Source organism: Streptomyces sp. H51 (assembly GCF_035656535.1).
GTDB lineage: Bacteria > Actinomycetota > Actinomycetes > Streptomycetales > Streptomycetaceae > Streptomyces.
On record NZ_JAYMHD010000087.1, the window covers coordinates 181,226 to 196,822 of the forward strand.

The following is a 15,597-nucleotide window of genomic DNA, read 5'->3' on the forward strand; positions in this document are numbered from 1 at the left end:
TGCAACGGCCCTCGCCGGGACTGGCATCCCAGTGCGAGGGCCTGACCACCAAGGAAGACGGAACCTTCCCGATGGACACCCAAAACACTAGCGCGCCCCCGCGCGCCCAGTCCCGTAACGGCGGCAAAAACCACCCCCTCCGGCGGACTCGGCGCACGCACACGAACGCGCACCCCGGCGGGGTCATCCACGACAACACCCGCCACGCCACCCGCTTCACGGTGATCGGCAACCACCTCGCCCAGCACCCCGAGCTGTCGGCGCTCGCCATCGGGCTGGCGGTGTACATTCAGTCGGTCCCCGCCGGCACCCCCGTCGACATCAAGACCCTCGCCGACCGCTTCCCCGAGGGCCGGACCCGGATCGCCGACGCCCTGAGCGAGCTGGAGGACCACGGCTACCTGAGCCGTACCCGCGAACGCACCCCGACCGGCCGGATCGTCACCCGCACCGTCTCCTGCAACCAGCCCGGCCGCCACCGCGACCACGACCGCGGCGCGTCCGAGACGGCACCGCCGAAGCCCCCGGCCCGCCGCGCGGCCACCGCCCCGCAGCAGGAACCCCCACGCCGCCGCGCCCTCCCCGCCGTCCCGAAGCCCGCGTACAGCTCCCCCACCCTCCTCCAGACAGCCACCGAGATCCTCGCCGGCCTGCGCCGCAAGGACCCCCGCCTGCTGCTCTCCGCCACCGATGCCGAGCACCTCGCGCCCGGCGTCGTCGCCTGGCTGGAACGGGACCTCACCCCCACCGCCGTACGCCACGCCCTGACCGACGACCTTCCGGCGGAACCGCTGCGCCGCCCGGCCGCCTTCCTGGCCCACCGCCTCACCGCCCAGCTCCCACCGCTGCCGCCGCTCCGCCTCCCCGACCCGACCCCGCCCGTCCGGCACCCGCTCCGCAACTGCGACTCCTGCGACCGCGGCTACCGAGGCCCCGACCCACACCACTGCCGGGAGTGCGCGTCAACGGCGCAGTTCCCGGAACTGTCGGCGCCTCCGAGGACGCCCCGGCAGGATGACCGGTAATGCCCTGCCCCGACCGCTGTGCCGACGTTCCCCGACACCCGACAGGACCTGACGTGCCACCCACCTTCGCGGCCAACGGATTCCTCCCCCTGGGCCGGTACTCCGTCTCCCTCGACGAAGCGGAGGCCATGCTGGTCAGCGCGCCGGAGTTCCAGGACTCCGACACACGCACAGCGCTGTGGGACGGCCTGCACGACTATCTCGATCGTTTCCTCGCTCTGGAGGACGCGTACACAGACGTCCTTGCCGGACTCCCGCTCATCCACCGGATCTGGCTCGGTGGCAGTTTCGTCAGCACGAAGACCGACCCCCGGAACATCGACGCGACGCTTCTGATCGACACCCGGGCCGAACGTGCGGTACGCGGTAGACCCGGCTCCAAGTGGCTGACGACCGCGTTCCAGAGCCGGGACAGATGAGGGAGAAGTTCGGCGTCTCGCCCCTCCGTATCGGGTACCAGCCGGTTGCCCATATCTTCGAGCCGGAGCGCTTCACGCCCGAAGAGCGGACATACTTCACGCAACGGGGTGTGTGGGACGACTGGTGGCAGCGCTGCAGGTTGTCAGACGGGAAGGACCGCTCACCGTCCGAAGAGAGTGCCATCCCGGCACGCGGATACCTGGAGGTGCGACTGTGACCGGCGACAGCTGGCGCGAGCGCAGGCGCGCGCTCCTTCGAGACCATCCCGGCGCGGCCGAACATGCCGCACGCCTGCTTGACCAATTGGGCACCGAGGACCGGGACGACGAGGAGATCGAGGCAGAGCACCGCGCGAGCCGACTGGCGGCGGCACGGGAGTACGCCCCGGGCGCCCGGCTCGACGAAGAGCTGCGACTCCGTCTGACCGGACCGGACACCGAGGGCGGTGCTCTCCGTTTCCAGTGGGGCGATGCGCTGCTGCAACCCGTCGAGCACCTGGTCTCGGTCGCCGCGGGCACTCCGGTACATCTGGAACTCACCGGTATCTCGGCGGGCAGCACGGTGGTGCACGCCCGCCCGGTCGCCGTGCCCGCCGAAGCCGCCGAATCCGGCGCTCTCGACGCACCCGCCACCTCCGCCGCTTCCACCGGCCTCGGCACCCTCACCACGCTGCTCGACGCCCTGGAGTCGGAACGTGACGTCCGCGAATGGGCACGGATCTTCGACGCGGTCGAAGCAGTGTCCCGGGCACTGGGCCGGTACGAGCTGGACCTGGGTGTGACCTGGTACGGCGCCGACGGCCACATGCGTCGCGCACGACTGACCGAGCGGGGCCGGAGCTATGTGAGACGGCTTCGGGAGACCAAAGACCGCGATCAGGAGATCATCATCTCCGGCCGCATCACGGAACTGCGGGAAAGCGGCCTCGTCAAGGTGAAGACGGGCACGGCCAAGAACGCGCCCGCCTACGACGTCCGTTTCGAGGACCCCGAGGAACTGCTGCGCATGCGCCCCGGTCTTGGCGACAACGTCCACTTCAGGGTCCGCTTCCGCCAGCAACTGGACTCCATGGGCATCGCACGGTCGACCGAATACACCTACCTCGGCCCGGCGGCGGAACAGACATCCCTTCCGCTCGATCCGTAGACACGGCCCTGCACCCCCACACCGTCAACGACCGCTAGGGCTGGCTTCGAAGAATGTTCCCCCCGTGCACGTCACCCATCGGGTATCGCTCCTTGATCAATTCTCTCAATTGATCCCGGATGGTGACCAGCGCGGCAGTGGTGTCCTCAGTCTCTTGTCGCAGGACACGAAGGCGTTCCGGATTCACCTCTGTGCACGTGAGGGCATGGTCGACGAACTCGCGATACCTGCCGATCCATTCCGTTCGCGCTTCGACCGCCAGCTCGAACTCCAGCAGCAGTTCGGCACAGTAGATGGTCATCATGCCGCGGAGTGAGCGCCTGGCCGCCCGTCGTCGCTTGTCGGCACTCCAACGCTGCATCAAGGGCGCCGCGGGCCGCATGATCGACTCGATCTCCCGATGAGCCTTCTGCACGTAACCGCGTCCGAGCTTGAGCGTGAAAACGGTGTAGGTGCCGCCCCCTCCATTGCCGACACTGGCGCGCTGCCTCAACTCCCGTCTGGACTGCGCACCCGTTCCGATCTCCCGAAGAGCCCGATTGGTTCGAGTGGCCGCGTCGCACCAGTCATTGAGGATCTCGTGCAGTTCCATCAACGACTCGTGCAGGTTCGGCCACTCCGGCGAGCGTGTGGCGCGCTCCGAGACCGCCCGGAGAACGCCCCCGACCGACCGCGTCAGGGCCGTGACTTCGGGGCCGACAGGCATGCGGCAACCTCGATTCTGCTGGTTGGCGGATGGATCAGACTAGAGCGAACTACCGCTTGGGGTTTCCCATTTGAGGTAGATCTGCGCTTCCCGATTTCTCACCCACCGGGGGAACCCCCCATTCCACTGCCCGCCGATCGAGATCAGTCAATCCATGGATCCGCAGGTTCCGAATCATCGCTCTCCTCCGACGTGGCCGAATGGGCCGAGTACGGATACCGCACCGACCACAGCCGCTTCTTCCTTACGGAAAGTGACGATCAACCCACCAATGGCTCTACCTTGATCATGTTGGCGATGAGTGCCTCACTCTCGCCTGCGCCTGGCAGAGTCTGCCAGGCGCAGGCTCACTCAGCATTCGGGACGCATGGCCAACAGAGGTGCTGAAGCGGCTACGCCGGTGTGGTGTGGATGAAGCCGAGGGAAGTCAGCCCTTCGGCTTGGCACAGCCTGTCGGACGGGCCGCCGACCTCGGTCTGGAGAAGTTGGTGGACGGCGCCTTGGGACTGGCCCCAGTGCATCGCGGCCCGCCACAGGACGCGGCCCAGGCCCTGCCCTCGTACCTCGGGCAGGACGGCGAAGTACTAGCGTGACCCGGGGTGGGCCGGCTTCCGTCCGGGACTGGAGAACCTGCACTTGGTGCCGCCGTCACGGGATGGCCCAAGTCAGCCCGCATGGATTGCTCTCCGTGACCGACCTCACCGTCATGCCCCCTCAGCCTGCTCGGCCGTGGGAGCCGGCTTCGAGGGTGGCGCGGAGGGTGGCCAGGCGCCGCCTGCGGAGGGAGCGGCGGTGCGAGGGACGCTGCGGGGGCTTTGCCACGGGGGGATTCCTTACGTGCTGGTACTTCACGTGCTGGGGTGGTGGCGTCCGGGGCGGCGGAGCCGGGGACGGTCGTGTTCCGTCCGTCCCCGGCTCCGCGGGCGTGCTCCGGTGAGGGGGCTTACGACCCGTCAGTGGTCGCCGGGGGGAGGAAGGTTGTCGTGCCCCGGGAAGTCTTTCCGGACGCTCGCCGAGGGGGTTCGGGTGACGTCCCCGCCGGCCGTTCGGGAATGTCGTCCCCGGCCGCCCCGCATCGCCCGCTAGGCTCCACCTTCCGTGTCCGCCCCGCACCAGCCCCAGCCCAGCCCCAGCCCCCGCCCTCAGGCCGCCGAGTGAACCTGCCGAACCTCACCGAACCGCACCTGCGTCTCCTCGCCGACGTCTTCGCCGTGAACGTGCCGGATGCGGCGCATGTAAGGGACATGCCGCACGCCCCGCACGTGCCCGCCCCGCTCGCCCTGGCCGGCGGCTACTGCCTCCAGGCGCACGGACTGCTCCAGCGCCCGCACGCGAACGTCGACCTGGCGACGGAGAGCACCGAGCCGATGGACCGCATCGCGGGCGCGCTCGCCGAGGCGCTGTCCGCCCGGGGCCGCGAGGTCACCGTCCAGGACACCGACCCCCTCTCCGCCCGCCTGTCGGTGACGGGACCGCGGGCCGGCGGTCCCGCCTCCCCGCTGGCGCTCGCCCTGCACAAGGAGACCTTCTGGGGCCCGCCCGTCCTGACGGCGTACGGCCCGGCGCTCTGCCTGGAGGACGCGGTCGGCACCAAGATCCGGGCCCTGTACGACCGGGGGCTGGCCGTCGACCTGATCGACGCGAGGGCGGCCGCCGCCCGCTTCACCCACCCCGGCCTGGAGGAACTGGGCCGCCGCCACGCCCGGGACGACTTCGACCTGCCCACCCTGCGGGCCCGGCTGGAGGGCGGGGACTACTACCCGGACTCGGCGTTCACGGCGTACGGCCTGGCCGAGGAGGAGATCACGGAGCTGCGCGGCTGGGCACTGGCCTGGTCCACGGACATCGCCGAGCGGCTGCTGGAGGAGGGCGCGTCCCCGGACGAGCCGGACGACTGAACGCCGGGGGACTGAACCCCGGGGGACCGAACGCCGGGAGACCGAACGCCGGGGGACCGAACGCCGGGAGACCGAACGCCGGGAGACCGAACGCCGGGGGACCGAACGATGTCACTCCCCCATGACACGCCGGGCCGCTGCGCGGCGGCCTCGCGCTCGCTGTGCGAACGCGGTGAGGCGGGCAGGCAACGGCCGGGCGGGCGGGCAGGCAGGTGGTTTCAGCAGCCGCCGGAGGCGGCGCCGGAGGGGTCGGCCGGGATGCCGGTGCCGATCTGGAGGGTGGCGGGGGCGGCGCAGCAGCCGCCGGACCCCTCGGCGCTGTCCGGCTCGTCGAACAGGCCGGCGCCGCCGCACACCCCCGTCTCCGGGAGGACCAGTTCGACGCGCTCGGCGGCCTCCCGGTCCCCGGCGATCGCGGCGGCGACGGAGCGGACCTGCTCGTAGCCGGTGAGGGCGAGGAACGTCGGGGCACGGCCGTAGGACTTCATGCCGACCAGGTAGACGCCGTGTTCGGGGTGGGAGAGCTCGTTCACGCCGTGCGGGTAGACCGTGCCGCAGGAGTGCACGTTCGGGTCGATGAGCGGGGCCAGCGCGGCCGGGGCCTGGAGCCGCTCGTCGAGGCGCAGGCGGATCTCGGTCAGGAAGGACAGGTCCGGGCGGAAGCCGGTCAGGACGATCACCTCGTCGACGGGGTCGAGGCGGCGGCCGTCCTCGGACACCAGGACCAGGCCGCCGGCGTCGGCGCGCTCCACGGCCGCGGTGCGGAAGCCGGTGACCGCGCTCGCGTGCCCGTTCTCCACGGCGGCCTTGGCCCGCAGGCCCAGCGCGCCGCGCGCGGGGAGCTGGTCGGCCTCGCCGCCGCCGTAGGTGTCCGTGCCGATGCCCCGGCGCAGGATCCACACCGCGTGCGTGCCCTCCGTCCGCTCGGCCAGGTCGGCGAGCTGGGCCAGCGCGGTGAAGGCGGAGGCGCCAGAGCCGACGACGGCGGTGCGGCGGCCCGCGTACCGGGCGCGGACGGCCGGGTCGGCGAGGTCGGGGATGCGGTGGGAGATCCGGTCGGCGGCCGCCGCCTCACCGAGCGCGGGCAGGCCGTCGCCGCCCATCGGGCCGGGCGTGGACCAGGTGCCGGAGGCGTCGACGACGGCGCGCGCGGCGATCCGCTCCTCGCCGCCGTCCGCGGTGCGGAGGTGCACGGTGAACGGCTGCTCGTCGCGGCCGGAGTCGACGACGCGGTCCCGGCCGGCGCGGGCGACGCCGGTGACCGTGGCGCCGTAGCGGACCCGGTCGCCCAGGGCGTCGGCGAGCGGCTGCAGGTACTGCCGCGCCCAGTCGCCGCCGGTCGGGTACGCGGTGGAGTCGGGGCGGACCCAGCCGGTGGGGGCGAGGAGCTTCTCGGCGGCGGGGTCGGTCACCTCGGCCCAGGGGGAGAACAGCCGTACGTGTGCCCAGTCGCGTACGGCGGTGCCGGCGGACGGTCCGGCCTCCAGGACCAGCGGCTCGATGCCACGCTCGAGGAGACGGGCGGCGGCGGCCAGTCCGACCGGGCCGGCTCCGACGACCACGACGGGCAGCCGGTCGGTGCCGGAGACGTTGCTGATGGACACGGCCACGAGAATTCCCCTTTGCTTCGACATGCGTCGATGGCTTGAGCGGCCAGCATGGCACCTGATTCGACAAGCGTCAACATAGACATTCATCGAATCCAGGGCCCCGACACGCCGTTTTCCGGCCCCGATGTCCTGGCTCAGGCACCAGCCGCCAGTAGATCGTGGGCAGCGGGACGAATCCCGCCCCTCTCCCCGGAGCATCTCGCCCCGCCGGCCCGATGAGTTCGGCGCGGTGCACCGGTCTACCTGCTGACACCACTCGAAGCGAAGGAGTCATCACATGGCGAAGGTCATCTCCACCCTGTTCATCTCGGCCGACGGCGTGGCCGAGATCGACCCGGACTGGCACTTCCCCTACTTCGACGAGGACATGGGCCGCGCCGTCACCGAGGACTACGAAACCTCTGACGTGCTGCTCATCGGCCGCGAGACCTACGACAGCTTCGCCGGCGCCTGGCCCGGCCGCGAGGCCGCGGGCGGGGAGGACGCACCGTTCGCGAAGCAGCTCGGGGACACGCGCAAGGTGGTCGTCTCGCGCCGGCCGCAGGAGTTCACCTGGCGCAACTCCGAGCTGATCAAGGGCGACCTCGTCGACGCCGTCGCCGCACTGAAGGACGACACCGGCGTCCGGGGCATCCTCGTCCCCGGGTCGCTCTCGGTCGTGCAGCAACTCCTGGCCGCAGGGCTGATCGACGAACTGCGCCTGCTGGTGCACCCGGTGGCGGCGCGCAAGGGCCGCAAGCTGTTCGATGAGGGCGACGCGCCGTACCACCTGCGCGTGACGGCGACCGAGACGTTCCCGACCGGTGTGATCCGCGTGATCTACGCACCGGCCGAGGCGCCCGCCAAGGCCGGTTACGACGAGGCCAAGGGGAAGGTCGGCGACGAATCCCTGTGATGCCGGACGCGTGACGCGGCGGCCCCCGGCCGGACCGGAGCCGGCAGCGGAGCAAGAAGCAGGCCCGCGGCAGCCTGTCCCGCAGGAGGAGCCCGCTGGTTCGACGTATGTCAACATAGACGCATGTCGAACGCTGAGGTGCTGCCGCTGCCGGGACCCGGCCCCGGCGAGGCCGTGGAACCCTGCTGCCCGCCGCTCACCGAGCGCCCGTTCACCGCGGAGGAGGCGGAGACGGCCGCGCGGATGTTCAAGGCGCTCGGCGACCCGGTGCGGCTGCGGCTGTTCTCCGCGGTGGCCTCGCACGACGGCGGCGAGGCGTGCGTGTGCGACATCTCCGACGTCGGCGTGTCCCAGCCGACGGTGTCGCACCACCTGAAGAAGCTGAAGGAGGCCGGGCTGCTCAGCTCGCAGCGGCGCGGCACCTGGGTGTACTACCGCGTCGAGCCGTCCGTGCTGGCCGCCATGGGCAGGCTGCTGACCGGTGTCAGCTCTCCCGCGACGCGGACGCGGACGCCGATGTCGGCCCCTGCTCCGGCCCCGGCCCGGTCCGCCGGTCCGCGCTGAACCTCCGCCGCCAGGCCAGGGAGACGTACACCAGCGCCACCAGCACCGGGACCTCGATCAGCGGCCCGACCACACCGGAGAGGGCCTGTCCCGAGGTGACGCCGAAGGTGGCGATCGCGACCGCGATGGCCAGCTCGAAGTTGTTGCCGGCGGCGGTGAAGGCGAGGGTGGCGGTGCGGTCGTAGGGGAGGCCGAGCGCCTTGCCCAGGGCGAAGGTGCCGAACCACATGATGGCGAAGTAGGCCAGCAGCGGCAGCGCGATGCGGGCCACGTCCAGGGGCTGGGAGGTGATCGTCTTCCCCTGGAGGGCGAACAGGATCACGATCGTGAACAGCAGGCCGTACAGCGCCCACGGGCCGATCTTCGGCAGGAACCCGCTCTCGTACGCCTCCCGGCCCAGCCTGCGCTCGCCGAGGCGGCGGGTGAGGAAGCCGGCCACCAGCGGGATGCCGAGGAAGATGACGACGTTCAGCGCGATCTTCCCCATGGAGATGTCCAGGCGCTCGCCGTCGCCCAGGCCCAGCCACCCGGGCAGCAGGTCGAGGTAGAACCAGCCGAGCAGCCCGAACGCGAGGACCTGGAAGACGGAGTTGAGGGCGACGAGGACGGCGGCGGCCTCGCGGTCCCCGCACGCGAGGTCGTTCCAGATGATGACCATGGCGATGCAGCGGGCGAGCCCGACGATGATCAGGCCGGTGCGGTACTCGGGCAGGTCCGGCAGGAAGATCCACGCCAGCGCGAACATGACCGCCGGGCCGACGATCCAGTTGACGACCAGCGACGGCACCATGAGCCGGCGGTCGCCGGTGACCGCGTCGAGCCTGTCGTAGCGGACCTTGGCCAGGACCGGGTACATCATGACCAGCAGGCCGAGGGCGATCGGCAGCGAGACCCCGCCGATCTCCACCCTGGCGAGGGCGTCGTTCAGGCCGGGGATCGCCCGGCCCAGGCCCAGGCCGGCGGCCATGGCGGCCAGGATCCACACGGCGAGGAAGCGGTCGAGCGTCGACAGCTTCGCGACGACCGAGGAATCCCCGGGTGGCGTGGTTCCGGGGCTGGTTCCGGGGCTGGTCACGGGCAGGCCCTCTTGATCCCGGCGGCTTTGCGGGCGGACGCGGCCAGGCCGGCGAACTGCCCGGCCAGCCGGTCGATGACGTCCGGACGCAGCTGGTAGTAGGTGTACCGGCCGCACGGTTCGGTATCCACGACGCCCGCCTCGCGCAGCACCCTCAGATGGTTGGAGAGGTTGGTCTGCCGTGCGCCGGTCTCCTCCACCAGGTGGGTGGTGCACAGCGTCTCGCGGGCCAGCAGGGTCACGATCCGCAGCCTGAGCGGGTCGGCCAGCACCCGGATCAGATCAGCGTCGGCTGACGACATCATGCACTGATACTGTCACATCACTTCAGACTGATGCCAGCCAGGACTGATCCGTCAGCCCGTCGGAGCCCATCCGTATCCGTCTGAACCCGTCTGCATCCGTGAGGATCCACGACCGCCCGCCCCACCGACGAAGGAAAGAGCCGATGTCCTCCAGCCCGCTCGCCTCCGTGCTGTTCGTCTGCGTCCACAACGCCGGGCGCTCCCAGATGGCCGCCGGATTTCTCCACCACCTCGCGGGCGACCGCATCGAGGTGCGGTCCGCCGGTTCCGTCCCCGGCGACCAGGTCAACCCGGCCGCGGTGGCGGCCATGCTGGAGGCCGGCGTCGACATCTCCGCGGCCAGGCCGAAGGTCCTGACCACCGAGGCCGTCCAGGCGTCCGACTACGTCATCACCATGGGCTGCGGCGACGCCTGCCCCGTCTTCCCCGGCAAGAAGTACCTCGACTGGCCGCTGGAGGACCCGGCGGGCAAGGGCGTCGAGGCCGTCCGCCCCATCCGCGACGAGATCAGGACCCGCGTCGAGGCCCTCATCGCCGAGATCGACGCGAAGCAGAACGCCTGAACCGGCACGCCTCGACCGGCGGGCCTTGACCGGCGCGCCTGAACCGGCGGGCCTCAACCGGCGGGCCTCGACCGGCATGCCCGAACCGACGCGCCTGAACCGCGACCGGGCGAGATCCTCCCCGCCCCCGGCCGTCCCGCACGCGGAAGGGCTCGGAACCGACGCCGGTTCCGAGCCCTTCCTGCCCGCCTGTGCCCGCTGCGGCTACTTCGCCCGCATCGGCTGCTGCGGCCCGCTCCGCCTACTTCGGCTGCGGCTTGCGCACCTGGAGGTGCAGCTCCCTCAGCCGCGCCTCCTCCAGCTCCGTCGGCGCGCCCATCATCAGGTCCTGGGCGTTGCCGTTGAGCGGGAAGGCGATGGTCTCGCGGATGTTCGGCTCGTCGGCCAGCAGCATGACGATGCGGTCGACGCCGGGCGCGATGCCACCGTGCGGCGGGGCGCCGAAGCGGAAGGCGCGCAGCATGCCGGCGAACTTCTCCTCGACGGTCTCCCGGTCGTAGCCGGCGATCTCGAACGCCTTCAGCATGATCTCCGGCTCGTGGTTCCGGATCGCGCCGGAGGACAGCTCGACGCCGTTGCAGACGATGTCGTACTGCCAGCCGAGGATGTCCAGCGGGTCCTGGGTCTCCAGCGCCTCCAGGCCGCCCTGCGGCATCGAGAAGGGGTTGTGCGAGAAGTCGATCTTCCCGGTTTCCTCGTCCTTCTCGTACATCGGGAAGTCGACGATCCAGCAGAACCGGAAGACGCCCTCCTCGAAGTGGCCGGCGCGCCGGGCGGCCTCGACCCGCACCGCGCCCATGACCTTGGAGACCTCGTCGAACTCGCCCGCGCCGAAGAACACCGCGTGCCCGGCCACCAGCGACAGGCGCTTGGTCAGCTCGGCGACGTTCTCCTCGGTGAGGAACTTCGCGATCGGGCCGGTCAGCGAGCCGTCCTCGGCCACGCGCACCCAGGCCAGGCCCTTGGCGCCCAGCGAGACGGCGAACTCGCCGAGCTGGTCGAAGAACTTGCGGGGCTGCGACGACACGTCCGGCACCGGCAGCGCGCGCACGTGCTTGCCCGCGAACGCCTTGAACTCCGAGCCCTCGAAGACGTCGGTGATGTCGACGAGCTCCAGCTTGGCGCGCAGGTCCGGCTTGTCGGAGCCGTACTTCAGCATCGCCTCGCGGAACGGGATCCGCGGGAACGGGGACGTCACGTGCCGGCCGTCGCCGAACTCCTCGAACAGCTCGGTCATCAGCTTCTCGACCGGCTGGAAGATGTCTTCCTGCTCGACGAAGGACATCTCGATGTCGAGCTGGTAGAACTCGCCCGGCGAGCGGTCGGCGCGGGCGTCCTCGTCGCGGAAGCAGGGCGCGATCTGGAAGTAGCGGTCGAAGCCGGAGATCATCAGCAGCTGCTTGAACTGCTGCGGGGCCTGCGGGAGGGCGTAGAACTTGCCCGGGTTGAGGCGGGAGGGAACGACGAAGTCGCGGGCGCCCTCGGGCGAGGTGGCGGACAGGATGGGCGTCGCCATCTCGTTGAAGCCCATCGCCGTCATCTTGTGCCGCATGGCCGAGATGACCGCCGTGCGCAGCATGATGTTGCGGTGCATGCGCTCGCGGCGCAGGTCCAGGAAGCGGTACTCCAGGCGCCGCTCCTCGTTGACGCCGTCCTCGGTGTTGATCGTGAAGGGGAGCGGGGCGGCCGCGCCCAGCACCTCCACCTCGCCGACCTCGACCTCGACCTCACCGGTCGGCAGGTCGGCGTTGACGTTCTCGGTGCCGCGGGAGACGACCTTGCCGTCGACGCGGACGACGGTCTCCTTGGAGAGCTTGTCGAGTGCCTCGTACGCGGGCGTCCCGGGGCGCGCCACGAGCTGCGTGATGCCGTAGTGGTCCCGCAGATCGATGAAGAGGATGCCGCCCAGGTCGCGCCGATTGTGCAGCCAGCCACTCAGCCGGACGTCGGTGCCGACGTCAGAGGCGCGGAGCTCGCCGCAGGTGTGGGACCTGTACCGATGCATCGTCGTTCATCCAGCCTTCGCGGATCGGGGGCATGTTTCACGTGAAACTCCTGCCAAGCCTACCGGGGACACCGAGATCGCCTTCCCACGACCGGAAACGAGACGATCAGTGGCACTTTCCGATCGCTTCTCCATAAAGTGGGTCAATGCGCACTGGCGAGCCCCTGCCCGCCGTGGGGGACGTCCTCACCGCCCTCGCGACCGGCCTGTGGCACTGGGACACCGCCACCGAGTTGGTCACCGTCGACGCCGAGGCCGCTCGGCTGCTCGGGCTGCCCGCCGAGACGACCACGCTCACGCAGGCCCAGGCCCGGGCCCGTCTGCACCCCGTCGACTGGAACGAGATCACCGGCGTGGTCGCCCTCGCCGTCTCCGAGCAGACCCTCGCCGAGGTGCGTATCCGGATCATGGACGAGCACGGCCGGATCATCCGCGTGGTCCGCTCCCGCTCCAAGCCGACCTACGACCGGCGGACGCGCTCCTTCCGGCTGATCGGCACCCTTCAGGAGGTCACCGAGCCCACCCCGGGCACGCCCGCCGGGCGCAGCGCGGTCACCGGCGACTGGCGGCGCTCCCGTGAGGCCTTCCTGCTGGACGCGGGCCGGGCGCTGGCCGAGGCACGGTCCACGGAGGAGGTGCTGCGGGTCGCGGCGGGCCTGTCGATGCCGGGCTTCTCGCCGGCCGAACTCGCGGTGTTCGGCGTGCAGGGCGACCAGCTCAAGGTCATCGGCCACCACGGGCCGGAACTCAGCGCGGAACCCCCCTTCACACAGATGCCGCTGGAGACCGACTACCCGGCTGCCGAGGTGGTCCGCACCGGCCGTGCCATCTACCTCTCCACGCCCGAGCAGTACAGGTCCCGCTACCGGGTCACCTGGCCGCTGGCCGCGCACTACGGCCGCCGCTCCTGGGCCTACCTGCCGCTGACCGCGGGGGGCCGCACCATGGGCACCTGGCTGGCGGTCTTCTCCTACCCGGTCGCCTTCACCCCCGACGAACGGGCCGTGCTGGCGACGGTGGCCCGCATGCTCGCCCAGGCACTCAGCCGCGCCGGGGCCGCCGAGACCGAGCGGGCCCTGACCGACGACCTGCAGCGCTCCATGCTGCCGACCCTCGGCCCGCAGATACCCGGCATGCGCGTCGCCGCCCGCTACGTCCCCACCGGCGGCGGCCTCCAGGTCGGCGGTGACTGGTACGACATGATCCCGCTGCCCGGCGGGACCTCCCGGACCAGGGACGGCAACCGCCGCTTCGCCCTCGTCATCGGCGACGTCCAGGGCCACGACGTACGGGCGGCCGGGCTGATGGCGCAGCTGCGCATAGCGCTGCGCGCCTACGCCAGCGAGGGCCACCGCCCCGACGCGGTGCTCTCCCGCGCGTCGCGTTTCCTGCACGGCATGGGCGGTGAGGCCGCCGACCTGCGCTTCGCGACCTGCCTGTACGTCGAGGTGGACCCCGCCACCGGAGTCCTGGAGATCGCCCGCGCCGGCCACCCCGATCCGGCGATCCGGATGGCGGACGGCACGGTGCTGACCCGGCCGACGGAGGGCGGCCTGCCGCTGGGCATCGACCCGGACGCCGACTACCCCACCAGCCGCATCCTCCTCGAACCCGACGAGATCATGTTGCTCTGCACCGACGGCCTGATCGAGACCGGCGGCCACGACCTTGAGACCGGCTGGCGGCGCATCCGCACGATCCTCGAGCAGCACAAGGGCGACCTCGAGGAACTCGCCGACGGGCTGGTGCAGGGGGTGCACGGGCCCTCCTCCCACCACACCACCGGCCCGCTCGCCGACCGGCGCGAGGACGACATAGCGGTCCTGCTGCTGTGCCGGCCGTCGGAGGGCAGCCCCGACGCGGTCACCGTCCAGCCCCCCGTCCGCCGCACGGCGCTGGCGGTGGCGCAGACCGAGCCGGAGCGGGTGGCCGCGGCCCGCCAGCAACTGCGCGAACTGCTGCACGACTGGGCCTACCCGGACCAGGTCGACTCGGCGGTCCTGCTGCTGTCGGAGATGCTCACCAACGTGCTCCTGCACACCGACTCCGACGCGCTGCTGCGCGCCGAGGTGCGGGGCGAGAAGGGCGACCGGCGGATGCGGGTGGAAGTCACCGACCCCAGCGACGACCTGCCGCACCGGCGCCGCCCGGGCGAACTGGCCTCCTCCGGCCGCGGGCTGCTCCTGATCGAACTGCTGGCGCACGCCTGGGGCGTCGATCCGCAGGGCGAGGGCAAGACCATCTGGTTCGAGCTCTACGAGTCCGACGACTCCGACATCCCCGTGGCCCCGTAGATCTCCCGCATCTCGTGCAGGACCCCGAAGGCGGCCGCCGTCAGCGGCACGGCGAGCAGCATGCCGAGGATCCCGGCCACCGACGCGCCCGCCGTGATCGCGAGCAGCACCGCCGCCGGATGCATCTGCACGGTCCTGCTCTGGATCATCGGCTGCAGCACGTGTCCCTCCAGCACCTGCACGGCGAGCACGACGCCGAGCGCCCACAGCGCGATGACGAACCCGCGGTCGGCGAGCGCGACCAGCACGGCCACGGCCCCCGAGATGAACGCGCCGAGGTAGGGGATGTACGCCCCGACGAAGACCAGCGCGCCGAGGCCGACGGCGCCCGGCACGCGGAGGATGAGCAGGCCGACGGTGATGCACAGGGCGTCGATGAGCGCGATGAACGTGGTCCCGCGCATGAACCCCTCGACGGCGCCGTAGGCCCGCCGTGCCATGGCCTCGACGGTGTCGCCGGAATCGCGGGGGACGAGCGCCCGCAGGGTGTCGGCGGCCCGGTGCGCGTCGCGCAGGAAGAAGAAGACGAGCAGCAGGGCGAGCACGGCCATGGCGAGGCTCTCCCCCACGACGCTCACCCCGCTGATCACGCCCGAGGCCGCCGTCCCCCCGAACTTCGCCAGCAGTTGCCGCGAGTTGGAGGCGAGGTCGTCCAGCGACGTGCCGGCGGCGCCGAAGTGCTCGGCGACCCCCCGGGCCGCCTCCTTCAGCGAGGCGACGATCTGGTCCCCGGTGCCCAGGAGCGCGGCGACGACGATGTACACGGCCCCGCCGACCACGGCGACGACGGCGACGCAGGTGAGCCCGGCGGCGGCGGACCGGGGGACCCCGACGCTGACGAGCCGCCGGTGCAGGGGCCCGAGCAGCGCGGTCCCCAGCAGCGCCAGCAGCACGGGCACGACGGCGGTCCGCAGTTCCACGCACAGCCGGATCCCGACGAACACGACCCCGGACACGAGCAGCGCGACGACGCACCAGGCGGCGAGCCGGCGCACGGGTTCGGGAAGCAACGACACGCTCCCAGGCCACCACAGGCCGCGCCCACCACCCGCCCGACATCGGGCGAACCGCCGCTTGTGCCCACCAACGGG

The 15,597-nt window shown here is 71.4% G+C and carries 14 protein-coding genes and 1 pseudogene; 8 read left to right on the forward strand and 7 right to left on the reverse strand.

The genetic code is table 11. The annotated features are described in order from the left end of the window. The first annotated feature begins 71 nt into the window (after positions 1–71). The 3 genes from VKA29_RS34455 to VKA29_RS34465 all read left to right on the forward strand — a co-directional run bounded on the left by VKA29_RS34455 (position 72) and on the right by VKA29_RS34465 (position 2,591). Positions 72–1,025 (forward strand): helix-turn-helix domain-containing protein, encoded by a 954-nt coding sequence (locus VKA29_RS34455; RefSeq protein WP_324789983.1) that lies wholly within the window; start codon positions 72–74, stop codon positions 1,023–1,025. 53 nt (positions 1,026–1,078) lie between these two features. Continuing rightward, the gene (locus tag VKA29_RS34460; protein ID WP_324789984.1) at positions 1,079–1,444 is read left to right on the forward strand and encodes a DUF6932 family protein; all 366 of its coding nucleotides are present in this window, start codon (positions 1,079–1,081) and stop codon (positions 1,442–1,444) included. Positions 1,445–1,658: 214 nt separating this feature from the next. Next, entirely contained in the window at positions 1,659–2,591 is a 933-nt protein-coding gene (locus tag VKA29_RS34465) for a hypothetical protein (RefSeq protein ID WP_324789985.1), read from the forward strand. Positions 2,592–2,625: 34 nt separating this feature from the next. Here VKA29_RS34465 and VKA29_RS34470 read toward each other — a convergent pair whose 3' ends face one another. Then, positions 2,626–3,183 (reverse strand): hypothetical protein, encoded by a 558-nt coding sequence (locus tag VKA29_RS34470; protein WP_324789986.1) that lies wholly within the window; start codon positions 3,181–3,183, stop codon positions 2,626–2,628. Positions 3,184–3,689: 506 nt separating this feature from the next. Next, a pseudogene (locus VKA29_RS34475) lies at positions 3,690–3,881 on the reverse strand (GNAT family N-acetyltransferase); the annotation flags it as partial. A 570-nt stretch (positions 3,882–4,451) separates the two neighbouring features. Here VKA29_RS34475 and VKA29_RS34480 point away from each other — a divergent pair. Then, positions 4,452–5,195: a hypothetical protein gene (locus VKA29_RS34480; protein ID WP_420718631.1), complete on the forward strand. Its 744-nt coding sequence runs from the start codon at positions 4,452–4,454 to the stop codon at positions 5,193–5,195. A gap of 218 nt (positions 5,196–5,413) precedes the next feature. Here VKA29_RS34480 and VKA29_RS34485 read toward each other — a convergent pair whose 3' ends face one another. Next, positions 5,414–6,799, reverse strand: coding sequence for an NAD(P)-binding domain-containing protein (locus VKA29_RS34485; RefSeq protein WP_324789987.1), 1,386 nt, complete (start codon positions 6,797–6,799; stop codon positions 5,414–5,416). A gap of 283 nt (positions 6,800–7,082) precedes the next feature. Between VKA29_RS34485 and VKA29_RS34490 the strand changes: the two genes are divergently transcribed. After that, positions 7,083–7,700: a dihydrofolate reductase family protein gene (locus VKA29_RS34490; RefSeq protein ID WP_324789988.1), complete on the forward strand. Its 618-nt coding sequence runs from the start codon at positions 7,083–7,085 to the stop codon at positions 7,698–7,700. Positions 7,701–7,823: 123 nt separating this feature from the next. Beyond that, positions 7,824–8,264, forward strand: a complete 441-nt coding sequence (locus tag VKA29_RS34495; RefSeq protein WP_324789989.1) for a metalloregulator ArsR/SmtB family transcription factor — start codon at positions 7,824–7,826, stop codon at positions 8,262–8,264. Here VKA29_RS34495 and arsB read toward each other — a convergent pair. Both arsB and VKA29_RS34505 read right to left on the reverse strand, forming a co-directional pair. Continuing rightward, positions 8,185–9,339: an ACR3 family arsenite efflux transporter gene (gene arsB, locus VKA29_RS34500; RefSeq protein ID WP_324789990.1), complete on the reverse strand. Its 1,155-nt coding sequence runs from the start codon at positions 9,337–9,339 to the stop codon at positions 8,185–8,187. The genes VKA29_RS34495 and arsB overlap by 80 nt on opposite strands. Then, positions 9,336–9,644, reverse strand: a complete 309-nt coding sequence (locus tag VKA29_RS34505) for a metalloregulator ArsR/SmtB family transcription factor (protein WP_324789991.1) — start codon at positions 9,642–9,644, stop codon at positions 9,336–9,338. Before VKA29_RS34505 ends, arsB begins: the two co-directional genes overlap by 4 nt. A 143-nt stretch (positions 9,645–9,787) precedes the next feature. On the opposite strand from VKA29_RS34505, the gene VKA29_RS34510 reads away from it, so the two are divergent. Next, positions 9,788–10,207 (forward strand): arsenate reductase ArsC, encoded by a 420-nt coding sequence (locus VKA29_RS34510; protein WP_324789992.1) that lies wholly within the window; start codon positions 9,788–9,790, stop codon positions 10,205–10,207. A gap of 241 nt (positions 10,208–10,448) precedes the next feature. Here VKA29_RS34510 and aspS read toward each other — a convergent pair whose 3' ends face one another. Then, entirely contained in the window at positions 10,449–12,212 is a 1,764-nt protein-coding gene (gene aspS / locus VKA29_RS34515) for an aspartate--tRNA ligase (protein WP_324789993.1), read from the reverse strand. A gap of 146 nt (positions 12,213–12,358) precedes the next feature. Between aspS and VKA29_RS34520 the strand changes: the two genes are divergently transcribed. Beyond that, the gene (locus VKA29_RS34520) at positions 12,359–14,506 is read left to right on the forward strand and encodes a SpoIIE family protein phosphatase (RefSeq protein ID WP_324789994.1); all 2,148 of its coding nucleotides are present in this window, start codon (positions 12,359–12,361) and stop codon (positions 14,504–14,506) included. Here the strand turns inward: VKA29_RS34520 and VKA29_RS34525 are convergent. After that, positions 14,467–15,522, reverse strand: a complete 1,056-nt coding sequence (locus tag VKA29_RS34525; RefSeq protein ID WP_324789996.1) for an AI-2E family transporter — start codon at positions 15,520–15,522, stop codon at positions 14,467–14,469. The two genes, VKA29_RS34520 and VKA29_RS34525, sit on opposite strands and share 40 nt — an antisense overlap. Positions 15,523–15,597: the final 75 nt, after the last annotated feature.